At 71.5% G+C, this 22,935-nt stretch carries 22 protein-coding genes; 12 read left to right on the top strand and 10 right to left on the bottom strand.

Going from position 1 to position 22,935, the window contains the following annotated elements; translation table 11 throughout:
- Nucleotides 1–158 precede the first annotated feature (158 nt).
- Nucleotides 159–1,793, top strand: coding sequence for an ABC-F family ATP-binding cassette domain-containing protein (locus RNC47_RS16250; RefSeq protein WP_311599441.1), 1,635 nt, complete (start codon nucleotides 159–161; stop codon nucleotides 1,791–1,793).
- Between the two features lie 30 nt (nucleotides 1,794–1,823).
- Here the strand turns inward: RNC47_RS16250 and RNC47_RS16255 are convergent, their stop codons facing one another.
- From RNC47_RS16255 to RNC47_RS16265, 3 genes are read right to left on the bottom strand one after another with little or no spacing between them, the layout of a single operon-like run.
- On the bottom strand, nucleotides 1,824–2,972 hold the full coding sequence (locus tag RNC47_RS16255) for a tetratricopeptide repeat protein (protein WP_311599442.1): 1,149 nt from the start codon (nucleotides 2,970–2,972) through the stop codon (nucleotides 1,824–1,826).
- Complete coding sequence (locus tag RNC47_RS16260; protein ID WP_311599443.1) at nucleotides 2,953–3,336, bottom strand: effector-associated constant component EACC1; 384 nt, start codon at nucleotides 3,334–3,336, stop codon at nucleotides 2,953–2,955. The genes RNC47_RS16255 and RNC47_RS16260 overlap by 20 nt, the downstream gene beginning before the upstream one ends.
- Nucleotides 3,323–4,663 carry a serine/threonine-protein kinase gene (locus tag RNC47_RS16265; protein ID WP_311599445.1) on the bottom strand — a complete coding sequence of 447 codons (1,341 nt, stop codon included), beginning with the start codon at nucleotides 4,661–4,663 and terminating at the stop codon, nucleotides 3,323–3,325. The genes RNC47_RS16260 and RNC47_RS16265 overlap by 14 nt, the downstream gene beginning before the upstream one ends.
- Nucleotides 4,664–4,940: 277 nt before the next feature.
- Here RNC47_RS16265 and RNC47_RS16270 point away from each other — a divergent pair, with 277 nt between their 5' ends.
- Nucleotides 4,941–5,087 carry a hypothetical protein gene (locus RNC47_RS16270; protein ID WP_311599446.1) on the top strand — a complete coding sequence of 49 codons (147 nt, stop codon included), beginning with the start codon at nucleotides 4,941–4,943 and terminating at the stop codon, nucleotides 5,085–5,087.
- A gap of 228 nt (nucleotides 5,088–5,315) precedes the next feature.
- On the opposite strand, the gene RNC47_RS16275 is transcribed toward RNC47_RS16270, so the two are convergent.
- Nucleotides 5,316–5,573: a DUF397 domain-containing protein gene (locus tag RNC47_RS16275; RefSeq protein WP_311599448.1), complete on the bottom strand. Its 258-nt coding sequence runs from the start codon at nucleotides 5,571–5,573 to the stop codon at nucleotides 5,316–5,318.
- Nucleotides 5,557–6,411, bottom strand: a complete 855-nt coding sequence (locus RNC47_RS16280; protein WP_311599449.1) for a helix-turn-helix domain-containing protein — start codon at nucleotides 6,409–6,411, stop codon at nucleotides 5,557–5,559. Before RNC47_RS16280 ends, RNC47_RS16275 begins: the two co-directional genes overlap by 17 nt.
- Nucleotides 6,412–6,526: 115 nt before the next feature.
- On the opposite strand from RNC47_RS16280, the gene RNC47_RS16285 reads away from it, so the two are divergent.
- The 7 genes from RNC47_RS16285 to RNC47_RS16315 all read left to right on the top strand — a co-directional run bounded on the left by RNC47_RS16285 (nucleotide 6,527) and on the right by RNC47_RS16315 (nucleotide 14,439).
- Nucleotides 6,527–6,745, top strand: coding sequence for a hypothetical protein (locus tag RNC47_RS16285; RefSeq protein WP_311599451.1), 219 nt, complete (start codon nucleotides 6,527–6,529; stop codon nucleotides 6,743–6,745).
- A 213-nt stretch (nucleotides 6,746–6,958) separates the two neighbouring features.
- Nucleotides 6,959–11,506: a DUF6531 domain-containing protein gene (locus RNC47_RS16290; protein WP_311599452.1), complete on the top strand. Its 4,548-nt coding sequence runs from the start codon at nucleotides 6,959–6,961 to the stop codon at nucleotides 11,504–11,506.
- A 246-nt stretch (nucleotides 11,507–11,752) separates the two neighbouring features.
- Complete coding sequence (locus RNC47_RS16295; RefSeq protein ID WP_311599454.1) at nucleotides 11,753–11,941, top strand: hypothetical protein; 189 nt, start codon at nucleotides 11,753–11,755, stop codon at nucleotides 11,939–11,941.
- Nucleotides 11,942–12,065: 124 nt separating this feature from the next.
- Nucleotides 12,066–12,569, top strand: a complete 504-nt coding sequence (locus RNC47_RS16300) for an Imm50 family immunity protein (protein WP_311599456.1) — start codon at nucleotides 12,066–12,068, stop codon at nucleotides 12,567–12,569.
- Nucleotides 12,570–12,627: 58 nt separating this feature from the next.
- The gene (locus RNC47_RS16305; protein ID WP_311599457.1) at nucleotides 12,628–12,906 is read left to right on the top strand and encodes a hypothetical protein; all 279 of its coding nucleotides are present in this window, start codon (nucleotides 12,628–12,630) and stop codon (nucleotides 12,904–12,906) included.
- 68 nt (nucleotides 12,907–12,974) lie between these two features.
- Nucleotides 12,975–13,538, top strand: a complete 564-nt coding sequence (locus RNC47_RS16310) for a shikimate kinase (protein ID WP_311599458.1) — start codon at nucleotides 12,975–12,977, stop codon at nucleotides 13,536–13,538.
- 25 nt (nucleotides 13,539–13,563) lie between these two features.
- A complete protein-coding gene (locus RNC47_RS16315) occupies nucleotides 13,564–14,439 on the top strand; it encodes an NmrA family NAD(P)-binding protein (RefSeq protein WP_311599460.1) in 876 nt (291 codons plus the stop codon).
- Here RNC47_RS16315 and RNC47_RS16320 read toward each other — a convergent pair.
- The 3 genes from RNC47_RS16320 to RNC47_RS16330 are packed head-to-tail and all read right to left on the bottom strand — an operon-like array spanning nucleotide 14,408 to nucleotide 17,915.
- Nucleotides 14,408–16,906, bottom strand: coding sequence for a DUF4132 domain-containing protein (locus tag RNC47_RS16320; RefSeq protein ID WP_311599462.1), 2,499 nt, complete (start codon nucleotides 16,904–16,906; stop codon nucleotides 14,408–14,410). The genes RNC47_RS16315 and RNC47_RS16320 overlap by 32 nt on opposite strands.
- Nucleotides 16,907–16,910: 4 nt before the next feature.
- Entirely contained in the window at nucleotides 16,911–17,303 is a 393-nt protein-coding gene (locus RNC47_RS16325) for a hypothetical protein (RefSeq protein WP_311599464.1), read from the bottom strand.
- A 57-nt stretch (nucleotides 17,304–17,360) separates the two neighbouring features.
- Nucleotides 17,361–17,915, bottom strand: a complete 555-nt coding sequence (locus RNC47_RS16330) for a hypothetical protein (protein WP_311599466.1) — start codon at nucleotides 17,913–17,915, stop codon at nucleotides 17,361–17,363.
- 70 nt (nucleotides 17,916–17,985) lie between these two features.
- Here RNC47_RS16330 and hemC point away from each other — a divergent pair, with 70 nt between their 5' ends.
- Complete coding sequence (hemC, locus tag RNC47_RS16335) at nucleotides 17,986–18,918, top strand: hydroxymethylbilane synthase (protein ID WP_311599468.1); 933 nt, start codon at nucleotides 17,986–17,988, stop codon at nucleotides 18,916–18,918.
- A 16-nt stretch (nucleotides 18,919–18,934) separates the two neighbouring features.
- Here hemC and RNC47_RS16340 read toward each other — a convergent pair whose 3' ends face one another.
- A complete protein-coding gene (locus RNC47_RS16340; protein ID WP_311599469.1) occupies nucleotides 18,935–19,387 on the bottom strand; it encodes a nitroreductase family deazaflavin-dependent oxidoreductase in 453 nt (150 codons plus the stop codon).
- A gap of 125 nt (nucleotides 19,388–19,512) precedes the next feature.
- Here RNC47_RS16340 and RNC47_RS16345 point away from each other — a divergent pair, with 125 nt between their 5' ends.
- Entirely contained in the window at nucleotides 19,513–20,220 is a 708-nt protein-coding gene (locus RNC47_RS16345) for a TetR/AcrR family transcriptional regulator (protein WP_311599471.1), read from the top strand.
- Between the two features lie 36 nt (nucleotides 20,221–20,256).
- Here RNC47_RS16345 and RNC47_RS16350 read toward each other — a convergent pair whose 3' ends face one another.
- Nucleotides 20,257–21,666, bottom strand: a complete 1,410-nt coding sequence (locus RNC47_RS16350; protein ID WP_311599472.1) for an endo-1,4-beta-xylanase — start codon at nucleotides 21,664–21,666, stop codon at nucleotides 20,257–20,259.
- A gap of 153 nt (nucleotides 21,667–21,819) precedes the next feature.
- Here RNC47_RS16350 and RNC47_RS16355 point away from each other — a divergent pair, with 153 nt between their 5' ends.
- Nucleotides 21,820–22,830, top strand: a complete 1,011-nt coding sequence (locus RNC47_RS16355; protein ID WP_311599474.1) for a LacI family DNA-binding transcriptional regulator — start codon at nucleotides 21,820–21,822, stop codon at nucleotides 22,828–22,830.
- Nucleotides 22,831–22,935 lie beyond the last annotated feature (105 nt).

Genomic DNA, 22,935 nt, shown 5'->3' on the forward strand with positions numbered 1-22,935 from the left:
CTACCATCACCCGTATGGCAGAAGGTCTCTGGTCGCAGAAGGTGCGCTCCGCCCGCTGACGGCGGCGCCTTCTCTCTCGAATTCGCGCTCGCCGTCCCGGTTCCCGCCGGGCGGCCGCCTTCCGCTGCCCGGCTCCACTGCGAGCTGCGGAGCACCCGTTGAACCTCTCTCCCACCCCCGTTTCCGACGCGGTCGGCAGCGCACACGTCCGCGCCGAGGGCGTCACCGTCACCCGCGGGGGCCGGCGCGTCCTGACCGACGTGACGGTCACCGTCTCCCCCAGGTCCCGGATCGCCGTCGTCGGCGAGAACGGCCGCGGCAAGACGACGCTCCTCCACGTGCTCGCCGGGCTCGTCACGCCCGACGCGGGCACCGTGCGCCGGGCCGGCACGATCGGCCTGGCCCGCCAGGAGCTGTCCGCCCGGGACGGCGCGACCGTCGGCACCCTGACGTCCGAGGCGCTGGCCGCCTCGCTCGCGGCCCTCGCCGCGCTGGACGAGGCGACCCTCGCCATGACCAGGGGCGACGACCCCACCGCCGACGACCGCTACGCCACCGCGCTCGACGCCGCCACCCGGCTCGACGCGTGGGACGCGGAACGCCGCGTCGACGTCGCCCTGGAAGCGCTCGGCGCCTGCCCCGACCGCGACCGCCCGCTGTCGACGCTGTCGGTCGGGCAGCGCTACCGGGCCCGGCTGGCCTGCCTCCTCGGGGCCCGCCACGACGTCCTGCTGCTCGACGAGCCGACCAACCACCTCGACGCCGGCGGCCTCGACTTCCTGACCCGCAGGCTGCGCGAGCACGACGGCGGCCTCGCCGTCGTCAGCCACGACCGGGCGCTGCTGCGCGACGTCGCGGACCGGTTCCTCGATCTCGACCCGACCCGCGACGGGAGGCCGCGGTTGTACGCCGGCGGCTACGCCGCCTGGCAGGACGCCCGGCGGCGCGAGCGCGAACGCTGGGAGCGGGACCACGAGGAACAGCAGGCCGAGCACCGGCGGTTGAAGGACGAGGTGTCGAAGGCCCGCGACCGGCTCTCCACCGGCTGGCGGCCGGACAAGGGGACCGGCAAGCACCAGCGCCAGTCCCGCGCGCCGGGCGTGGTGCAGGCCCTGAAGCGGCAGCAGGACGCCCTGGCGGCGCACCGGATCGACGTGCCGAAGCCGCCGCCGGCGCTGCGCTGGCCCGACCTCGGCGTGCGGCCCGGCGCGCCGCGGCTGCGCGCGCACGGCGTGGCGGTGGCGGGGCGGCTGGCAGGACCGGTCGACCTCACCCTGGACGGCGGCGACCGGCTGCTCGTCACGGGACCCAACGGTGCCGGAAAGTCCACGCTGCTCGCGGTGCTGGCCGGCGCGCTCCAGCCCACGAGCGGGCGGGTCGTGACGGCGCAGGGCGCACGGGTGGTGCGGCTGGGCCAGGAGACCGCGGAACCGGACCCCGGACTCACCGCCCGCGAGGCGCACGCCCGCCACGTGGGACGGCTGGTGGCCCGAGGGCTGCTCACCGACGCGGAGGCCGTCCCGCTCGGGGCGCTCGGCCTGCTGGACTCCGACGCCGCGCGCACCCCGGTCGGGCGGCTGTCGCAGGGGCAACGGCGGCGTCTCGACCTGGCGTTGGCGCTCGCCGGGCGGCCCGGGCTGATCCTGCTCGACGAGCCGACCAACCACCTGTCCTCGGCACTGGTCGACGAGTTGACCGAGGCGCTCCGCACCACGAGCGCCGCCGTCGTCGTCGCGACGCACGACCGGCAGCTGCTGCGGGACCTCGCCGACTGGCCACGGCTGGTGGTCTGAGGCCCGCGGCGCCCGCCCCCGGTCCGGCGCTCAGCCCGCCGGTTCGGGGGCCCGGCCCGTCACCAGGTCCAGGGCGTGCTTCAGCACCTCGCACGCCTGGATGTGGTTGCCCGACTCCTGCAGCAGCTCGGCCAGCCGCCGGCAGACCAGCACCGCCTCGGGCCCCGGCGTGCGGTGCGTCTGGTGGAAGGCCTGTTCCAACACCTCGATGGCCTCCCGCGTCTGGCCCGAGTCCGCCAGCAGCTCGGAGAGTTCGAGCTGCACGGCGAACGTGCCGTCCCCGGCGACCGGCCCGCGCTCCCGCAGCGCGAGCCGCAGCACGGGCAACGCGTCCCCGGGCCGGCCGGCGGCCCGCAGCAGCCGCGCGAGCCGCAGCCCGGAGGCGACCATCGCCGTCCGCACGTCGCTGTCCAGCACCGGCCCGGCCGGCGAACCCGCGGTGCCCAGCGCCCGGTTGCGGACCAGCGGCAGCCGGCCCACGTCGTTCTCCTGGCTGCGCTGCGGCGCCGGCCGGTTCTTGGCCTGGAGCCGGTCGTACAGCGTCCGGTACAGCACGTCGAGGCTGATCAGCTCGGGCCCCTGCGGCACGCCGAGCCGCAGCACGTCGAGGAGCTCGCCGGTGAACGCCGTGTGCGTCTCGCCCTCCGGCGCCAGCGCCGCCCGGTCGCGCGGCGACGCGGTCAGCACGTACGCCCCGTCCACCGATGCCTCGCTCGCCAGGCTCCCGCCGGCCATGGTGAGGATGCGGGCGGCGCGGCCGCTGAAGCAGCAGTCCAGGATGATGATCCGGCGCCTGGCGCGCGAGGCGCGCACCACGGCGCGCAGGTGCTGGTACGCCACGGCCGTGTAGCCGGCGTACTCCTCCGAACCGGTGAGCGCCAGGTACAGGTCGGTGGAGTCGGCGTCCCGCAGCCCGTGACCCGCGTAGTAGACCAGCAGCGTGTCGGTCGCCTCGTCGCCGGCCCGCCGCACGGGGCCGATCAGCGACGGCGCGTCCGCCGGGTCCGGCACGACGACGCAGTGCCGCTCGGGCAGCCCCCACAGGGTGGCGTCGCACAGCGTCTCCGCCAGGTCGCGCAGGTTGGCCGCGACCGCCGGCAGCTGCTCCAGGTGCTGGTAGGACGCACCGCCGATGAGCACCGCCCGGGACGCGTCGGGATCAGGCAGACCGCCGCTCATCCCCGTCCTCGCCGTCGAGCAGGGCCACGATCCGCCGCACCAACTCCCCGTCCGCCGCGGCGGCCGCCACCGGGATCCGCACCTCGACCTCGCCGCGGCGCAACGTCAACTCCCGCGCCGCGCGCTGCGCCTGCCGCCACTGGAGGATCGACACGGCCAACGCCCCGCTGGACAGGCCGGACCCGATCATCAGCTCCAGCATGTCGAAGCCGATCCCCATCGCCCCGGCCTCCGCCGGTCCCGACGCCGCCAACCGGGCCCGCACCGCCCCGTTCAACGTCTCGTCCGCCCGCAACCAGTCCTGGAGCGAGCGCAGTCGGTCCTCCGCCTCACCGCCCTCGACGAGAACCTCAACCTCGGACATCCGTCCCCTCCCCTTCGTCCCGCCCCGGTCCCGCACGCTCGCTCACCCGGGAGAACAGCGCCAACGCCTCACCGCTCGCGCCCAGTCTGGCCAGACAGACAGCCTGCCAGTACTGGCTCGCCAGGGTGGTCGGATGGTCGGGCCCGAGCCGCCCCAGGCAGAACTGGCTCAGCGTCGTCAACAGCCGTGCCGCCTCCCGTAGTTCGCCACGCAACACCAGGTTGACCGCCTCGCGCTGCCGGGAAACCGCGTTCTCCGGCGTCATGTTGGACATCACCAGCTGGAGCGTGGCCATGCTCAGCGACAGCGCCTCCTCGGGAACGGTCCGCGCGACCGGCACGACGGCGGGCTCCACCGCCGCCGCCGCGTCACCCTGTGCCCAGAGGTCCAGGTACTCGGGCGCGTCCAGGCTCGTCGCCTCGTCGTCCGGCAGGCTTCTGACGTAGCCCACCGCCTCCGCGCGCAGACAGCGGCGCACGAGCTCGGTCAGCGCCGGGGGCGAGCCGGCGGGCACGGGGCCGAGTCGTTCCAGCACCTCGACCGCCGACTGCGGCCGGTCGGCCGGCTCCAGCCGACACAACTCGTCCACCAGCTCCGCCAGTTCCGGATCGCCGACGACACGCCCCCGCAGCGGCCGCGCCCCCTCGGTCACCGCGCGCTCGATGATGGGGCCGATGTCGTCCGACTCCCCCAACGGGGCCTCGCCGGTGAGGGCCAGGTGAAGGCAGAGCCCCAGGCTGTACAGGTCGGTGGCCGGTGTCGGCGACAACCCCCGCACCGACTCGGGGGCCATGAAGGCGGGGGTGCCGAGACGCACGTTCGCCTGGGTCACGGCCGACTGGTCGATCAGCCGGGCGATCCCGAAGTCCTGCAACACCACCTGCCCGACCGTGGTGATCGCCACGTTGGACGGCTTCACGTCCCGGTGCAGCACCCCGCCCTGGTGCGCCGCCGCGAGGGCGGCACACATCCCGGCCCCGATCAGCCGCACGACGGGCGCCGGCAACCCGCCGTGCATGCGCACCAGTTGGTAGAGCGAGACGCCGTCGAGGAACTCCGTGACCAGGTACGGCTCGCGCTCGTGCATCCCCGTGTCGTAGACACCCACCACGTTGGGGTGCCGGATCCGGGCCAACGCCATGCCCTCGCGCCGGAAACGCTCCATGTCGGCCTCGGGGTGCCGGGCGTGGTCGGAGCGGAAGACCTTGACCGCCACCTTCCGGTCCAGCACCGTGTCATGCGCCTCGTGCACGACCCCCATGCCGCCGGCGCCCACCCGCCTCAGCAACCGGTACCTGCCCCCGACGACGATCCCGGCGTCCGACATCCACGCCACCTCCCCCGTCACTCGTCACCGCCGACCGCCACCATGCCACCGAGTGGCGCATCCCTCACCGCGCGCCGCCGTTGTTGGCCGAAACCGGTATGTGCCCGAACCGGCCGCCCGTCACGCTGAGATTGGCAACGGCAACGCCATGTGATGAGAGGTGGCTCGTGTTACTGCTCCCCAGACAACACCAGGTGACGGCGGCAAGGCCCGACGTCACGACCCCCGTCCCCGCGCCCCCCGCCCGCCCGTCGGCGGCGCCGAGGAGGTGCGCTCGATGAGCTCTCAGAACTCCCAGTCGCAGAACACCACCCAACAACCGCAGTCCGGCCCGGACCGCCGCCCGGAACTGGAGCAACGCCTGCGTGAGGCCAACGCCCAGAGCGAGGCCGACCGCCGAGCCAAGGGCGGCAGGACGTCGTAGGGGCGCCAAGCACACCAAGTGCGCCCCCGTCCAGAACGCGCAACCGGAACTCGCCGAAACTTGCACGGGGCATAGAACGAACGTCACGTCGAGGCCCAACCCCCCACGCCCCCCATCCCCCCAGGTCCACGCGCCATCGGCGGCGCGCACCCCGACCACGCGGACCGGCGCCGCATTCCCCTGGCATAGTCCGCCGGCCTCAGCGCCGCCGCCGATGGCCCCCCGCCCTCAGCGTCTGACCTGCCGGACGAACGCCCCCCACGCCGCACCGGAGAACCTCACCACGGCCCGCTGCGGATCCTTGCTGTCGCGGACCGGCACCACGCCCGGAACGCCACCGCCGACCTCCAGGCAGTTGCCGTTTCCGCCCCCGCTATAACTGGACTTGTGCCAGGCGACGCCCACCTCCAGGCAGTTGCCGTTGGTGCCTCCGCTATAGCTGGACTTGCGCCACACGACACCGCGCAGCTCATCCTTGACCCTCATGACTCTCATATTCCTTCGCCAATGACTCGATCAGTTCCAGGGACTGCTCGGGAGGCAGCGCCGCCGCGCGCGCCAGGTCGAACGCCCTCTGGCAGCGTGCCACCAGCGCGGGATCATCCAGCAACTGCCCCCAGTAGGGGCCCTCCACGTACGTGACATCTGGAGCGTCCTCGAAGGACATCAGGGTCATGCTGCCCTCCAGCATGCCCTGCGCCCCGGACGAGTACGGCAGCACCTGGATGAGAATCCTGCCCTTGCGCGCTGCTGCCGCCACATGCCGAAGTTGCTCGGCCATGACGGCGTGGCCGCCGACCGGTCGACGCAGCACCGTCTCCCCCAGGACGGTCCACAACACGGGCGCTGTTGGACACTGGAGGATGCGACCCCGCTCCAATCGATTTCGCACCTTCTCCTCAGTTTCCTCCGCCGGATCGAACGGCTCAACCGCCTTAAAGACCGCGCGCGCGTAGCGCTCGGTCTGCAGGAGACCTGGGATGAACAGCGGCGCGTACTCGTTGATGACCGTGGCCATGGCCTGAAGCTCGGCCGCGTACTGGAAGTGCTTGGCGAACGGCGCCTTGTTGATCAACTCCTCACACATCCGCTCAAACAAGCCCCCTGTCTGGAAGATCTCGTCGAACCGCTGCGCGTGCTCCAACTGCGGCTTGCGGAAGGCCGCCTCGAACTGGCCGATGTACGAGCCGGAGCAGAACACCTTCCTCCCCAGATCGTCCTGCGTCAGCTCCGCGTCCTCGCGGCGCCGCTTCAACTCCGCGCCGAAGAACTCCCATCCGACCCGCGTGGGCCCGAAGTGGATCGGTTTCCGAGGTGTGGCCATAGCGTGACTCCCCTGCCTTTCACCGCCGATGTGGGCGGAAATCCATGGCCACGCTAGCCCGCGAACGGTCACGCTGGGGATGCATTCACGAACTCCACGTGACGAAAGGTGAGCCATGAGCTCCATGAGCCGTTCCCAGCGCATCGCCGACGCCGAGTCGGCGGTGGCCGAGGTGCGCGAGGCCTTCGAGGCCGCCGGCATCGTGCTGCCGTCCCTCCGCGTCGACCTGCCGTCCTGCGCCGGTGAGGCCACCCGCCCACTGATCGACCTCGGTCGCTGCAACCTCGACCTGGCCCGCAAGCTGGCGTCCGTGCTGCGGGGGTGTGCCCGGTGATCGAGGAACCACCGCCGGAACCATCCAACCCGGACCGCCGCCCGGAGCTCGAAGCCCGCCTCCGCGAGGTCAACGCCCTCAGCGAGGCCGACCGCCGGGCCAAGGGCAACTGTCACACACCTGTGAAACCACCGCCGTTGAACCCAACGTGACCTGCCGTTTACCGTACAGTCGGGCTTTGCGCGCTACTTGATCACCACGGGGGGAAAGATCATGGCTCGTCCGTCTGACTGGTCGCCGGTCGACATGGACCGGGACCCGACACCCGGGAACCCGGACGAGGTACGGGACCTCGCCGACGACCTCCAGACCTTCGCGGACGACGTCGGCGAGGCACTCGGCCGCATCCGCGGCATGGCGGAGGACCGGGCCGTCCTCGACTGGGCAGGACTGTCCGCCGAAGCCTTCCGCTCCGAGTTCGACGGCGTCCCGCCCAACCTCCAGAAACTCCAGACCTCCTACGACATGGCCGCCCAGGCCCTCCAGACGTACTGGCCGAAGCTGGAGACCGCCCAGGGCATGGCCGACCGCGCCCTGGACCGCGCGATATCCGCCCAGGCCGACCTCTCCACCGCCCAAGCGGCACTCACCGACGCGCAGGACTGGGTCTCCCGCGCCGGTGACGAGGCCGAACGCCTGGAACGCGAGGGCGAACGCGAGAACGTCGAACCGCCATCCGAGGCGGAGGTACGCGCCGCCACTCGCGATGCCACCGCCGCCAACGAGGCCGCCAGCTCCGCCCAGTCACGGGTCGACGCCGCCGAGGAAGCCCTCTCCGCCGCCCGCCAACTGGCCCTGGATGCCAAGGAGATGCGGGAGGAGGCCGCCCGCACCTGCGCCTCCGAGATCGACGCCGCCTCCGACGCCGGCATCCAGAACCGCCGCTGGTGGGAAGACGCCATCCACTGGGTCTCAGAAAACTGGGACACCATCGTCGAGATCTGCAAGGTCGTCGTCGCCGTCCTCGGCATCGTCGTCATGATCATCGGCGGACCCCTCGCCTGGGTCGTCCTCGCCGCCGCCCTCGTCGTCCTCGCCGACACCCTCTACGACTACGCCAACGGCCGCGCCACCCTCTGGGACGTCGCCTTCGCCGCCCTCGACTGCATCCCCGGCATGAAAGGCCTCACCACCCTCGGCGGCCTCGCCCGAGGCATGCGCTCCCTCGCCACCACCGGACTGCGCGGACTACGCCAGGGAATGCGCGGACTCGGCCAAACCATCCGCCGGATGGGCCGCGGCGGAGACAACCTGGTCTGCCGCACCGACCCCATCGACATGGCCACCGGCGAGATGGTCATGGACGCCGTCGACGTCGAACTCCCCGGCGTCCTGCCGCTGATCATCCGCCGCCATCACCGCACCAGCCTGCGCGAAGGCACCTGGTTCGGCCCCTCCTGGGCCTCCACCCTCGACCAACGCCTCGTCCTCGACGACGCCGGACTGCAGCTGGTCACCGCCGACGGCATGATCCTCGACTACCCCCGCCCCCAACCCGACGAGCCGGTGCTGCCCGTCGAGGGCCCCCGCTGGGGACTCGCGTGGCATGAAGGCCCCGGCGGCCCGCTCACCATCCACCAGCGCGAGACCGGCCACACCCTCCACTTCGCCCCCGTCCCCGGCCGACGCGGCGGCGAACTCCCCCTCACCGCCATCACCGACCGCAACGACAACCGCGTCGACCTGCGCTACGACGAGACCGGCGCCCCCACCGACGTCATCCACCACGGCGGCTACCACCTCGGCATCACCACCCACGAGGGTCGCATCACCGAACTCCGTCTCCTCAACGACCCCGACCAGCCCACCCTGCTGCGCTACGGCTACGACGAACGCGGCAACCTCGCCCAGATCTTCAACTCCTCCGGCCTACCGCTGAAACTCTCCTACGACGAGAAGCGACGCATCACCGGCTGGGAGGACCGCAACGGCACCTGGTACCGCTACACCTATGACGACGAAGGCCGCTGCGTCGCCACCGACGGCACCGACGGCTACCTCGCCAGCCGCATCGTCTACGACACCGACACCCACCGCACCCTCTTCACCGACTCCCTCGGCCACACCACCGTCTACCAGTTCAACGACAGCTACCAACTCGTCACCGAGACCGACCCCCTCGGCCACCACACCCACCGCACATACGACCGCTACGACCGCCCCCTCACCATCACCGACCCCCTCGGCCGCACCACCACCTACGAATACGACGACCACGGCACCATTGCGGCTGTCACCAGGCCGGACGGTAATCGAGTACGGTTTGAGCACAACAGCCTGGGATTGCCTGAGCGGATCCACGAAGCGGATGGCGCCGTCTGGCTACAGGAGTATGACGAGGCGGGCAATCGCATCTCCGTCACCGACCCCGCCGGAGCTGTCACCCGTTACGCGCGCAACGCGACCGGTGCGATCACCGCGGTCACCGACGCGGTTGGCAAGGTCACCAGGCTGGCTCGCGACGAGGCCGGTCAGCTCATCGGCATCAGCGCCGCTACGGGCGGTACCTCCCGATATCGGCTCGACGCCTTCGGTCGCGTGGTCGAGGTCATCGAGCCTCACGGGGGCACCAGGCTGATGGCATGGTCCGTCGAGGGCAAACTTCTGCGGCACACGGATGCCCTCGGTGGCACACAGACCTGGGTGTGGGACGGCGAGGGGAACTGCCTCGTCCACACGAACGAAGTCGGCGGTCGAACCGAGTTCGAGTACGGGGCATTCGACCTTCCCCTGGTCCAGGTCCGACCTGACGGGACGCGCCACACGTTCCAGCGGGACACGGAGCTGAACCTGACCCGAGTGACGGATGATGCCGGCCTGATGTGGGAGTACGGCTACGACGCGGCCGGCCGCCTCGTCGCGGAGACCGACTACGACGGCCGCCGTGTGCGGTACGAGCGGGATGCCGCCGGACAGCTGACGTCCCGTACCAATGCCCTCGGCCAGGTCATCTCGTTCAGTCGCGACCGCATGGGGCGCATCGTGCTGAAGAACGCCGACGGCCGACTGACCCGCTATGAGCACGATCCGGCTGGCCGTCTGTCACTGGCCGTTGGTCCGGATGCCGAGTTGACCATCGAGCGTGATCCGGTCGGACGCGTGGTGGCAGAGACCTGTAATGGTGAAACCGTCACCTACACCTACGATGCCGCCAGCCATCCGCGTCGGCGCACCACGCCCAGTGGCGTCACGAGCGAGTGGGCGTATGACGAGGCCGGACGGCCTGCCTCGCTCACCGCGATCGAACGTTCCCTGACCTTCGACTACGACGCGGCGGGACACGAGATCACACGTGGCTTCGGTCCCGACGTATTGCTCAGGCGAGCATGGGACCCTGCTGGGCGCTTGGTGAAACAAAGCATCTTCAGCGGAGGAGTATCGATCCGCGAGCGTGCTTACGCCTACCGGGCCGATCACTATCTCGCGGCGGTCGACCACCACCTGGAAGGAGCGGGCGGGCCGGTACAGGCCGTCCGATTCGATGTGGACGCCGGTGGGCGGGTCACGGCGGTGAACGGTCCTACAGGCAACGAGTCCTACGTCTACGACTCCACGGGCAACCAGGTCTCCGCCGAATGGCCCGCCGCGCATGAGAGTCCCACGGCGGCCGGCCACCGTGAGTATGCCGGCACCAGAATCACTCGAGCCGGTGGTGTCCGGTACGAACACGATGACGCGGGACGCGTCATCGTGCGGCAGAAGAAGCGGCTGTCACGGAAACCGGACACGTGGCGGTACGCCTGGGACGCAGAGGGCCGACTCACGGAGATGCGCACCCCCGACGGGGACCGATGGCGCTACCTCTATGACCCGCTGGGCCGGCGAATCGCCAAGATGCGGATAGCCGAGGACGATTCCGTCATCGAGCGAACCGATTTCTCCTGGGACGGCGCGACCGTGATCGAGCAGCGCCGCGCCCATGCCGGGACGGGCAGCGAAATCGACGCAACCACCTGGGAATACGTGGGAAACCATCCCGTCGCCCAGATCGAACAGCGCTCGCTGCTGGACGCCCCGCAGAGCGAAATCGACGTTCGGTTCTACGCCATCGTCACCGACACCGTGGGAGCACCCACGGAGATGCTCGACGAATCCGGGGCAATCGCCTGGCACAACAGGACGAGTCTCTGGGGTAGTCGCCTCACACGTGAGGACAACGAGGCTGAAACCCCGCTGCGTTTCCCGGGCCAGTACGCGGACGAGGAAACCGGCTGGCACTACAACTATTACCGGCACTACGACCCGGAGATCGCCCGCTACACCAGCCCGGACCCACTCGGCCTAGCCGCGGCACCCAATCCCGTGGCCTATGTACACAATCCGCATATCTGGTCCGATCCGCTGGGCCTGGAGGGTTATCTCGACTTCTTCACCGTACAGAGCCCGGAGGATGCAGCCCGGCTTCGAGGGGACGGAACTCCCTGGCCAGGAGAGGCCACGCGCGGACAATGGGGTGACGGCGTCTACTCCTGGGGGACGCGGGGAGATGCCGAGGCATATGCCGATCTCCTACGGAACCGTCGAGGGGCCAATGTCGAGATCATGCACTTCAGGGTCTCCGAGGCAGACTTCGCCGCGATGAACCGTGCGGACATCACCGCTATGCCGGAGGCCGACGCGGAGGCATTCATGGATCGCCACAGCAGGATCTACGGGGACGGAGTGCCGCACAACCGCGACTACATCCGCGGATTCACGAGCAACTTCGGCAACGAACACTTCTTCAGCAGCGCGGTATTCTGCCGCCTGAAATTCAGCTAGGTACTCGAGGGCAGCATGATCCGTACGCATCGCTTCCGCTTTCGCGCCCCGGGCGGCCGTGGAGGTCTGGCCGCCGATCTGCGAGCCGAGGCACACGTGCCTCCCCAGCCGGTCGAGCGTGGGATGCGGGTCCACCGGCACGTGTGGCTCACGGTGCCCGTCGGTACGTACTGGCGGGACGTGGCCTGGCTCGGGGCGGGAGTGGAGTTGTCCGGGCCGCTCTTGGCGGAACGATGCCCTTCGGGGATGCTGATCGAGGTCCACGAACTCTCCTACCCGCTCGCGGACTACCGATCAGAGGTGGCCGCCCTGGCGATGGACGGCTGGCTACGGGAGGAGTTCGACCTGCCGCCCAGCGGCGCGGGGGTGTGCGCCACGTCCGAGGGGATCGAGTTCACATGGGGACCCGACGGTGACCCGCTCCGCACGGGTTGACCGAGAAGATTGTGCGGCTGAGGGCGGGGACCTGCTTCTCGAACCGGCGACAACAGCTCAGAGAAGGGAGCTGTCGACGCAGACACGACGGACAGCGCCCCGGCAGGACGGACAGATCACTCCCGTGCCGCTTCCCTGGACTGATCTCCTGACCAACGGGGAGCAGCTGGGCAGGTACTTCACCACGCCGCCGATCCTCGACGGTGCGGTACTCGGGTCCCTGCACCTTGACCGTGACGGGCCCACGCTCACGTTGCGGTTCCGGCTGGCCGGGTTGCCGGACCGGCCCGACGAGGCGTGGGTGGCGGCGGGGTGCGACGGCTTCGAGTTCCAGGTGCGTTTCCTGGATGTCGCGGACGTGCGGGTCGTGGGGTGGCCGTTCGGCGCGTCGGTGAGCGTCGAGGTCAGCCGTCGGGAGCCGGCCCACCTGCGCCGTATCGCCGTCTCGGCGGTCGGAGGGGACGGGCAGGTGCTGGCGTTCACGAGCAACGCGTCGTTGACCGTCGGGCACCTCGCGGCGACCCGCAGCCGTGACGACACGTTCTGGCATGTCGGGCGCGTCGACCAGATCCGTCTCGGCGACTCGCTTCCGGACACCACCGACCACGCGTACTGGGGGCGGCTCTGACGTGACGCTCGACGAACCTCACATCACCTCGGTCCACATCGACGAACGAGAGCATTCGGTGACGGTGACGAGCCGGCGTCCCGGCCTGCCGGAGGACGCACCCGCGGACTGGCACGGGCGAGGCTACACGGCGCACGAGCTGTCGGTCGTGTACAGCGGGGTGACCGATCTGACGGTCGACGGCTGGACCCATGAGCCACTCTCCTCGTGGGGCACCGCCGAACTCCCGGACCGCCGACTCGCCGTCGCCCTCACCGGCCCCGGGGCGTCGCTTCGCTTCGGCGCGGACTCCCCGCCACGAGTCGAGCGTCGGGGCCTGATCACCGGGGCGTTCTGATCGACCGCGTCGCGCCGCGAGGCGCCCGGCGGAGGCGCAGGATCCGGCAACGCACGGGTCCGTGGCTGGTGCTGATCGGCCCCGCCGGGGCCGGGAAGTCGACCGTCGGGGCGGGGGTGGCCACCGCCCTGGGGCGGGAGTTCGTCGACCTGGACGCGATCGCCGGGCCGTACTACGCCGAGGCCGGCTGGAGCGTGGCGCGGGTGCGGCGACGGATCGAGGACGTGGGGCGGGTCGCGGCCGAGCGGGAGAGGGAACCGGCGCGAGCCCACGCCGTGGAGCGGGCGGTGGGGGCGTTCCCCGGCATGGTGCTCGCGCTCGGGGCCGGTCACAGCAACTACACGGACGCCTCCTGCCGCGAGCGGGTGCGCGCGGCGCTGCGTACGTGTCAGCACGTGTGGTTCCTGGAGCCGTACGAAGAACCGACCAAATCGGTACGGGAGTTGCGGGAACGGTGCCTTCGGGAGCGGGGCGTCGGGTGGCGGTCGGAGGACGGGCACGACTTCCTGGCCGAGTGGGTGACCGACCCGTTCGCCCGCTCCCTGGCCACGGAGACGGTCCGCACCGGCGGTGAGTCCCCGGAGGAGACCGTGGCCCGCCTCGCCGCCCTGGTTAATGCGGACATGAAGTGACCGCAATGGCCCCTACGGTCGTGCCATGACGAAGACGCGGAAGACGCAGAAGATACTTGTCAGCGGCGCCACCGGAACCGTCGGTCGGCAGGTCGTGGCCGAGTTGCTCGCCCGGGGGCACCAGGTGCGGGCGCTCACGCGGAACGCGGCGGGTGCCGTGTTTCCGGCCGGGGTGGAGGTCGTGCAGGGGGACCTGACCGAGCCCGAGAGTCTGGTGCCGGCCCTGGAGGGTGTCACCGGTCTGCACCTGATCACCTTCGGCGGGGCCTACTTCGGCCCGTTGGAGACCGGCCCGCGGATTCTGGAGTCGGCCCGCGCGGCCGGGGTGCGGCGGGTCACCGTGTTGCACGGTGGCGGGCCTTCGCCGCTGGAGGACGCCGTGCGTGCCGACGACGGCGTGGACTGGACCGTGCTCATGCCGGTCGAGTTCATGGCCAACGCCCTGGAGTGGGCGGAGCCGATCGCGACCGCGCGGGAGGTCCGTGAGCCGTTCGTCTCCCGGCTGAGCGCCATGGTCCACGAGGGCGACATCGGGGCCGTCGCCGCGGTGGCGCTCACCGAGGAGGGCCACGGGGGTGAGGAGTACGTGATCACCGGCCCCGAACTGCTCACGGTGAGCGACAAGGTGGCGGCGATCGCCGCCGCCACCGGCCGGGAGATCGGTCTGGTCGAGCTGACCCGGGAGCAGGCCGTGGCACGGTGGCGGGCGGCGGGCCATCCGGAGGAGGTGATCGACTTCCTGCTGGAGGCGTACGGCAACACCCCGGAGGTGGGCCGCACGGTCGTCGACACCGTCGAGAAGGTCACCGGCCGCCCGGCCCGCACCTTCGCCCAGTGGGCGGCGGAGCACGCGGACGCCTTCGCGGGCGCTACAGCTGGCTCAGGATCGTCCGGTCGGTGATCTCCGTGTCTCGGGCCAGCAGCATCGCCTTGCTGAGGATGACCGCGAGGGTGTGGTCGCCCTCGTAGGGCAGGTAGCCGGGCGGCTGCTCGGCGGCGGAGCGGGAGGTGGGGACGATGCAGAGGTAGCGGTCGCTCGGGGAGATGAGCACGTTGCCCGAGCCGAGGTGGATCTTGTACGTGTGGCGCTCGCCCTTCACGAGCAGGAAGCGGCCCTCCAGGGTGCAGCGGTCGGCTATGGCGAGGCGGGGGACGAGGCGTTCGAGGAGCGCGCGGCGGGTCTTGGCCGTCGCGTTGAGCTCGCCGAAGCCGTACGACGTCCAGTACTCGCGGTGGCGGCCGCCGGGGCCGCCGTCCTGCCAGGTCGGGTCGTTGCCGACGCTGGCCACGCCGACGAAGAGGTCGACGTCGCGCAGCACCTCGCTCAGCACCAACGGGGGTATCTCCGCCAGCGGCAGCGGCTCGACGGGCTCGGCGCCGTCGCGCAGCCACATCTCGTAGGGCCAGCGGCCGTCGCAGTGCGCCAGGTTCTCCGGGGCGTCGAGCGGATAGAACCGCACCTGGTCGGTGCGCAGCCGCAGGAAGCTGCCGGAGTCCGTGATGTCGTCCGCGCCGTGGTCGGCGCTGTCGCCGTGGATCCAGTACTCGGCACGCAGGCCCCACTCGGGCAGTTCGCGGACGGCGGGCGGCAGGGTGTCGTCCACGGCGAGCCGCAGTCGGTTGCGCCAGCCGCGGACGGCGGCCAGGGAGTGGAACTGGTGTTGGCGCAGGATGTGGGCGGCGAAGCGGTTGGAGTAGGTGCCGGTGGCGCGCTCGGTGTCGGTGAGGAGGTAGACCTCGCGGTGGGCCTGCTTGAACGGCTGGGTGACGGCGTGCCGTTCGAGCCAGTCGCGCCAGGCGGCGACCTCGGCCGGGTCGCGGTCGGCCGGGTGCCAGAGGGTGACCTCGGCGTCCGGGGCCGGCGTCACGGGGGTGTCGTCGAGGGTGCGCGGGGCGCCGTCGGCGAAGCCGACGGCCGTGCCGTCGACGGTCCACAGCAGGCGGCGGGCGAGCGTGCCGACGAGCGGGTGGTCGAGGAGGCGCTGCCGCCAGGCCCCGGCCGGCCAGGTGCGGCGGGCGAGGAACTGCCGGTCGAGACGGTCGCGTTGGGCGGCGAGCATCTTGTCGAGGTCCTTGACCGAGGCGCGCAGCTCGGCCAGCTCGTCGGGGTGGTCGCGCCGGACGGCGGCCGGAACGCCCTTGACCTGCTTGCCGGCGGCGGTGCGCCAGCTGAGGGTGGCCTTGACGCCGCTGACCGCGAGCAGGGCGGTGGCCTCGCCGAGCTGGCCGGTGGCCGCGCCGACGGAGGTCAACCCGTAGGTGGGGACGGCCAGTTCCTCGACCTCCTCGCGGCCGAGGCCGAGCGCGGCGGCGCGGTCCCCGAGGACGGAGTCGATCAGCTTGGCGGTGGCCTTGTAGGTGACGCGGGCGGCCAGTCGGGCGAGCTCGGCGAGGGCGGCCTCGCCGTCGATCCTGGAGAGCGCGACCACGCCGGCGTTGGCGACCTTGGGGCTGCGCGGGCCGACGCCCGGCACCTTCCGCAGCGAGGTCTCCACCAGGGCGCCGAGCGCCCTGACCGTGTCCCGGTCGGGCGGCAGCAGGGACGCCAGCCAGGCCAGGCCGCGCAGTGGCGTGGCGTTGTGCGCGTCGAAGAGGTCGTTGGCGGTGCGGTACGCCCCCACGGTGAGCGGGAGGGTGCGGGGACGGCCCACCTGCCGCAGCAGGGCGACGACGAGGTCGCGCATCCGCTCGGGGCCGGCCGCGTCCGCCAGGGCGCGGGCGGTCTCCTCCCAGCCGGCGGACGGCTTCGCGGTGGTGGCCGTGGTGAGGTGGCGCAGCAGCGCGAGCCACGGGTCGTCGGGCCCGGTGACGGCGGCCAGGGCCGCGTCGGCCCACGCCTCGCCCACGTTCAGCGGGGGGTCGGTGAGCCGTGTGAGCACGGCGCGCGTGCCGTCGGGGACCCATGAGCGGTTGAGCGCGGTCCTGCGGAAGGCGGCCGTCGCCTCGGGCGGCACGCTCCGGCCGGCGGAGGTCTCGGTGGCGACGACGGTCTCCACGCCCCACAGGTGGCCGATGACGAAGTGGTGTCCCGCGGCGCGCAGCAGCCAGTCGCGCGCCGCCTCGAAGCGGTCGTCCGCCAGGCCGTGGGAGAGGAGGGTCAGCGCCGTGGCGGGGTCGAAGCCGACCTCCACCAGCTCCCGGTCGGCCGGCAGTTCGGCGAGGGTCGCGGCCACCCGCTCGGCGACGGGCCGGCGCACCTCGGCGGGCAGCTCGTACAGCGAGCGGAACCAGGCATCCGTGAAGTCGTAGTTCCACTTCCGGCTGGACAGGGCGGCGCGCACCATGCCGTCGGCCGCCTCGATCGCGGCGGCGGTGTCGCCGGCCGCCAGGGCCTGCCGCAGGGCGGTGGCGTGCTGCTGTGCGCTCATGTCCTCAACCCCCCACCAGGGCGACCAGCTTGAGGAAGGTCACCTCCGTGTCGGCCGTCAGCTCGATCTCCTCGTCGAGCTCGGTGAGCTGCCGGTCGCCGACCAGCAGCAGAAAGCCGTTGCCCTGGAAGGCGCGCAGGGCCCGCTCGACCTGGGCGTCGGCGTCGACGTGGCCGGGGGCGGGCATCGCGTAGCCGCCGGGCACCCGCTCGGCGCGCTCCGGCTGGACGAGGCCGCGGAAGACGCGGGGGGTGCGGGCGTTGTACTCGGCGACCTCGTGGCGGACGCGCCGCCGGATCAGCTCGCGGGGCGTGGTGCGCTCACCGGTGATGTCGAGCGCCCAGCTGGCCGAGCGCTCCCCCGCTGTCGTCTCGTCGACGAACGTCACGTATGGCATACCGGCGACATTAGGGGCCACCACTGACAGTGCGTTCGAGGACTCGGTCGTCAGAAGTCAGAAGCTGTCGTACGGCCAGCCCTCGTTGGTGTGGACGATGTAGTCGGGCCGGGTGCGCGCCACGCGCTCGCGCAGGCGGCGCAGGAGTCGGGTGGGGCTGGGCGGGGATATGCCGAGGGCGGCCGCCGCGGCGCGCTGGTGGGCGGGGTCGAACTCGGGCAGGTCCTCGTGGAAGTCGAGTTCCAGCTTCTTCAGCAGGTCGACTTCGGGGCGGGCGAGTTCGGCGGGGGTGAGGTGCAGGCACTCCATCCAGTAGGGGATGCCGGCCATCAACTCCAGGGCCTCCCGCAGGCTGTTGGCGATCAGGCCGCCCTGGCCCTCGGAGTTGGTGTAGATCACCGGGCGGGTGGCGCCCCGTTCGCCGATCAGGAAGTAGGTGCCGCCGGAGCCGCAGCCCGCGACGGGTTCGAGGGGCGCGCCGGACGACAGGTGCAGGTGTTCCACGGGCTCCCGCCGGGTCACATCGAAGTCGCAGGGCCACTCGAAGTAGCGCAGCAACGTTTCATCACTCGCGATGCGGGCCAGCAGGGCGAAGTCATCTACCTCAGCCATGAGGGCTACGTATCCGTTCTGGCGTTCGGTCTGGCAGGTGTCCCCGTGCCGGAAGGCTATCGTGTCCCGCATGGCCGTTGAGCTCATCCGGATCGTTTCCCGGTCCTCCCCGATGGCGTTGGCACAGGTCGAGCGGGTTCGCGCCGAATTGGCCGCGCTGCGCCCGGAGATCCGCACCGAGGTGGTGCCCGTCACGACCTCGGGCGACCGGTGGCAGGGTGATCTCGCCAAGCTGGGCGGGAAGGGCGCGTTCACCAAGGAGGTGGACGCGGCGCTGCTGACCGGCGAGGCGGATCTGGCCGTGCACTGCCTCAAGGACGTGCCGGCCGACCGGCCGCTACCGGCGGGCACCGTGTTCGCCGCCTACCTGGCGCGGGACGACATCCGTGACGCGCTGATCGACCCGGCCGGGCGCACGTTGGACCAGCTGCCGCCGGGCACCAGGATCGGCACTTCCTCGGTCCGCCGAGTGGCGCAACTCACGTCCGCCTACCCGGACTTGGTGCCCGTCCCGATGCGCGGCAACGCCAACCGCCGGCTTGAGAAGCTGGCGGCGGGCGAGGCCGACGCGCTGCTGCTGGCCGTCTCGGGTCTCGAACGGATCGGGATGGCGCACCGGATCAGCCAGGTGCTCGGCGTCGACGAGATGTGCCCGCCCATAGGGGCGGGGGTGTTGGCGTTGCAGTGCCGGGAGGACGACGCGGAGGTCATCGACGCGGTGTCGGGCCTCGGCGACCCGGGGACATGGCGGGAGATGACGGCGGAGCGGATGTTCCTGCACGTGCTCCAGGGCCACTGCAACAGCCCGATCGCCGGCTACGCCAAGGCGGAGCGGGACGGCAGGCTGAGCCTGTGGGGGCGGGTGTTCTCGCCGGACGGCAAGACCGTGCTCGACGCCCACGAGTGGGCCGGACCGCTCGACCCGGCGACGCTCGGCACCTCGGTGGCGGTGGCGCTGCTGCGCCAGGGCGCGCGCGAGTTGATCGACACCATCCCGCACTGAGCGGCGGCCGGGCGGATCACGACCGGGTGATGCGGAAGACCGGGTGGTCGGGCGCGACGCGGCGCAGGTCGGCGTCCGGGGAGTCGGGGCCGACGCCCTTGAAGAACACCCCGACCTCGGCCTTCCAACGCTTGAGGTAGGCGCGCAGCAGGGCCGGCTTCTCGTCGTCGGGCACCTCCTCGGCGGTGAAGGGCTCGACCTTTCCGCCGAGGCGGAGTTCGCCGCCGCCGGCCGCCCGCATGTTGTGGGTCCACTGGACATGGCCGCGCGGCGCGACCAGGTAGTCGTTGCCGTCGACCGTGAGCAGGTTGACGGGGGTGGTGCGCCAGTCGCCGCTCTTGCGGCCGCGGACGGCCAGGACGCGGGAGCCCTTGATGCTGACGCCGCGCCGGGCGAGGAAGGCGACCAGGCGGTTCAGGACGTTGACCGTGAACCAGCCGGGCTTCTTCACGTGCGAGGTGGTGGACATCCGGTGACCCTTCCTTTTGTGAGCAGTGCTCTCGGTTGCGAGCAATGGTTACACCATGGCCGGACAAAAGCAAGAGCGCCGCTCTCGTTATGGAGCGACGTTCCGGAGGATGGCAGACTGGGGCCATGAGCACGATCCAGGGGGCCAGAGAGCGGGCCAGGCGCGAGGTGACGGCGGCGATCAAGGACGAGGCCAGACGCCGGGTGGCCGCCGAGGGCGCGCCCAAGCTGTCGCTGCGCGCCGTCGCCCGGGAACTCGGCATGGTCTCCTCGGCGCTCTACCGCTACTTCCCGAGCCGCGACGACCTGCTCACCGCGCTCATCGTCGACGCCTACGACGCGGTGGGGGAGGCGGCCGAGGCCGCGCTCGCCGCCGGGCCACGACAGGACCCGCACGCCCGCTGGGTCGGGGTCTGCCGCGCCGTGCGCGACTGGGCGGTGGCAAGCCCGCACGAGTTCGGCCTGATCCACGGCACGCCCATCCCCGGCTACGCCGCCCCCAGCGAGACCGAGCGAGCGGGGATCCGGGTGCCGTTCGCGCTCCTCACCGTCCTTCGCGAGGCGCACGCGGACGGCCTGCTGGAGCGGCCGGCCTGGGGCGAGCCGCCCGAACCGGTGCGCGCCGACGTGGCCGCGCTGGTCGCCGAGTACGCGCCCGAGCTGCCACCCGCCGCGTTCGCGGCGGCCCTCGCGGCCTGGGCGCAACTGGTGGGCCTCGTCGGCTTCGAGGTCTTCGACCAGTACGGCGGCGCCCTCACCGCGCCCGCCGAGTTCTTCGAGCACGCGGTGGGCCGGCTGGCGGCCGAGGCCGGCCTCGGCCCGGCGGCGAGCTGAGGCGCGTCGCCGCCGGGCCGGCCGGGTGATGGCACGTCAGGACGCCGTGCAGACCGTCCCGTTGAGGGAGAGGACGGGCGCGCTGTAGACGGCGCCGCTGTTGGTCTGGAAGCCGAAGCTCAACGAACCGCCGGCGCCGACCGAGCCGTTGTAGGAGGCGTTGCGGGCGGTGACCGTCGTGCCGCTCTGACTGAGCGCGGTGTTCCAGGAGTTGGTGACGGACTCGCCGACCGGCAGGCTGAAGGTGACCGTCCAGCCGTTGACCGCCTGGGACGTGGTGACGCTCACGTTGACCGTCGAGCCGGTGTTCCAGCGGCTGGCGACCGTGTAGTTGGCGACGCAGCCGGTGACGGGCGGCTCGCCGGGCCCGCCAGGATCCTCACCCGGGTCCCCGCCGAACGCCGTCAGCACCGCGTTGAACGCCGGCTTGGCCACGTAGTTCGCGTCGTAGAGGCAGGCCGCGCCCTGTCCTTCGAAGACCCCGGGGATCCAGGAGTCGGCGTCGGAGAAGCCCCACACCGTGATGCCGCCGCAGTTCGAGATCGCCAGGCAGGTCTGCACCACGCTCGCGTACTGCGTCGCCTGCCGCGCCAGCCTGGTGGCGTCGGCCGGCGTGGTCATCCGGATGTCGAGCTCCGTGATGTTGACCTCGAGGCCGAGGTTGGCGAAGCGCTGGAGGTTGGCCTGGAGGGTGGACGGGATCTGGTCCAGGATGAAGTGCGACTGGAAGCCCACGCAGTCGATCGGCACCCCCTGGTTGAGCAGGGAACTCACCAGGTTGTACAGGCCGTTGCTCTTCGCGTTGGTGCCCTCGATGTTGTAGTCGTTGATGCAGAGCTTGGCGTCCGAGTCGGCGGCGCGCGCGGCCCGGAAGGCGTTGGCGATGTAGCCCTGGCCGATGGTGTTCTGGAAGACCGAGCCGCGCAGCGTGCCGTCCTCGTTGAACACCTCGTTGACCACGTCCCAGTACTCGACGGAGTCGCGGTAGTGGGTGACCACGTTGGTGATGTGGTTGGTCATGATCGAGTTGAGCTCGGTGGCGGAGAAGCCGCCGTTCGACACCCAGCCGGGCAGCTGGCTGTGCCAGACCAGGGTGTGGCCGTAGACCTGCTGGTCGTTGGCCTGGGCGAAGTTCACCAGCCGGTCGCCGGGCGCGTAGTTGAACGAGTTGCGGGACGGCTCTAGGGTGTCCCACTTCATCACGTTCTCGGCGGTGACGCTGTCGAACTCGGTACGGGCGATGTTGGTGTAGGTGGTGTTGCTCAGCTTGCCGTCGGCGATGGCGGTGCCGATGAACCTTCCTTGGGCGGCCGCCGCCTCGCGCAGCGTCGCGGCCGAGGCCGCCGGGCCCTCGGACGGAGACTCCTGGGCTTGGGCGCTGCCGTACACCGCGCCGCCGGAGAGCAGAAAAGCCCCGGCCGCGATGACGACTGCGGCTCTGCGCACCAGGGGATGCATGCGATACCCCTCTCGTTGTCATGCCCCCGCAGGCTGACGCGTCCGTTCTATGGGCCGCCCTGGAGGGCGTCAAGCCTTCCGGAATAACATTGAAAAACTTCCGGTGGCCGGACGCGCCCGGATGCGACAGAAGAGGTGCTCATGGCAGGCGAACGCAAGGTGACGATCACGGCCATCGCGAGGGAGGCGGGCGTGTCGGTGCCCACCGTCTCCCGCGTGGTCAACGGCCGGTCCGACGTGGCGCCGGAGACCAGGGCCAAGGTCGAGGAGCTGCTGCGGCACCACGGCTACCGGCGGCGGGTCCAGCCCCACGGCGACCGGGCCGCGCTGCTCGACCTCGTCTTCAACGACCTCGACAGCCCCTGGGCGGTGGAGATCATCAGAGGCGTCGAGGAGGTCGCGCACGCGTCCGGCGTCGGCACGGTCGTCTCGGCCATCCACGACCGGGCCGGGGCCGCCCGGCAGTGGATGACCAACCTGCGGGCGCGCGCCTCGGACGGCGTGATCATGGTGACGTCGGTGCTCGAGCCGCTGCTGCACAAGGAGTTGACCCGGCTCGGGGTGCCGATCGTGGTCGTCGACCCGGCCGGCGGCACGGCGATCGCCGCGCCGACGGTGGGCGCCACCAACTGGGCCGGCGGGATGGCCGCGACGGAGCACCTGCTGGAGCTCGGCCACCGGCGCATCGGCTTCATCGCCGGCCCGCCGCGGCTGCTGTGCAGCCGGGCGCGGCACGACGGCTACCGCGCGGCGCTGGAGGCGGCCGGTGTCCCGGTGGAGGAGGAGCTGACCGTGCCGGGCGACTTCTACCACGAGTCCGGCTTCCACGGCTGCCGCCGGCTGATGGAGCTCGCCGACCCGCCGACGGCGGTCTTCGCGGCGAGTGACCAGATGGCGATGGGGGCGATCGAGGCGCTGCGACAGTGCGGGCTGCGGGTGCCGCAGGACGTGAGCGTGGTGGGCTTCGACGACCTGCCGGAGATGCGGTGGGTGGCGCCGCCGCTGACGACGGTCCGGCAGCCGCTGGCGGAGATGGGGAAGGTGGCGGCGCGGACGGTGCTGCGGCAGGCGCGGGGCGAGGAGATCGACTCGCCGCGGGTCGAGTTGGCGACGGAACTGGTCGTCCGCGCGTCGACGGCGCGTCGACCGTAGACCGGCGGACGAGCGCCGCGCGCGGGCGCCGCGGGCGGATTTTCCCCCACCCACCCGCCCTTCCACGCGCTCCGCGCGAGCCGGTCCCGCCCGGTGGCGGCCCGG

This window comes from Streptomyces millisiae, from assembly GCF_031845425.1.
GTDB lineage: Bacteria > Actinomycetota > Actinomycetes > Streptomycetales > Streptomycetaceae > Streptomyces > Streptomyces millisiae.

Coding starts and splice junctions, on each gene's coding strand:
- RNC47_RS16255 (WP_311599442.1), bottom strand. CDS start 2,972: ATGAGCGGCGGTCTGCCTGATCCCGACGCGTCCCGGGCGGTGCTCATC.
- RNC47_RS16260 (WP_311599443.1), bottom strand. CDS start 3,336: ATGTCCGAGGTTGAGGTTCTCGTCGAGGGCGGTGAGGCGGAGGACCGA.
- RNC47_RS16265 (WP_311599445.1), bottom strand. CDS start 4,663: ATGTCGGACGCCGGGATCGTCGTCGGGGGCAGGTACCGGTTGCTGAGG.
- RNC47_RS16270 (WP_311599446.1), top strand. CDS start 4,941: ATGAGCTCTCAGAACTCCCAGTCGCAGAACACCACCCAACAACCGCAG.
- RNC47_RS16275 (WP_311599448.1), bottom strand. CDS start 5,573: ATGAGGGTCAAGGATGAGCTGCGCGGTGTCGTGTGGCGCAAGTCCAGC.
- RNC47_RS16280 (WP_311599449.1), bottom strand. CDS start 6,411: ATGGCCACACCTCGGAAACCGATCCACTTCGGGCCCACGCGGGTCGGA.
- RNC47_RS16285 (WP_311599451.1), top strand. CDS start 6,527: ATGAGCTCCATGAGCCGTTCCCAGCGCATCGCCGACGCCGAGTCGGCG.
- RNC47_RS16290 (WP_311599452.1), top strand. CDS start 6,959: ATGGCTCGTCCGTCTGACTGGTCGCCGGTCGACATGGACCGGGACCCG.
- RNC47_RS16295 (WP_311599454.1), top strand. CDS start 11,753: ATGCTGATCGAGGTCCACGAACTCTCCTACCCGCTCGCGGACTACCGA.
- RNC47_RS16315 (WP_311599460.1), top strand. CDS start 13,564: ATGACGAAGACGCGGAAGACGCAGAAGATACTTGTCAGCGGCGCCACC.
- RNC47_RS16320 (WP_311599462.1), bottom strand. CDS start 16,906: ATGAGCGCACAGCAGCACGCCACCGCCCTGCGGCAGGCCCTGGCGGCC.
- RNC47_RS16325 (WP_311599464.1), bottom strand. CDS start 17,303: ATGCCATACGTGACGTTCGTCGACGAGACGACAGCGGGGGAGCGCTCG.
- RNC47_RS16330 (WP_311599466.1), bottom strand. CDS start 17,915: ATGGCTGAGGTAGATGACTTCGCCCTGCTGGCCCGCATCGCGAGTGAT.
- hemC (WP_311599468.1), top strand. CDS start 17,986: ATGGCCGTTGAGCTCATCCGGATCGTTTCCCGGTCCTCCCCGATGGCG.
- RNC47_RS16340 (WP_311599469.1), bottom strand. CDS start 19,387: ATGTCCACCACCTCGCACGTGAAGAAGCCCGGCTGGTTCACGGTCAAC.
- RNC47_RS16345 (WP_311599471.1), top strand. CDS start 19,513: ATGAGCACGATCCAGGGGGCCAGAGAGCGGGCCAGGCGCGAGGTGACG.
- RNC47_RS16355 (WP_311599474.1), top strand. CDS start 21,820: ATGGCAGGCGAACGCAAGGTGACGATCACGGCCATCGCGAGGGAGGCG.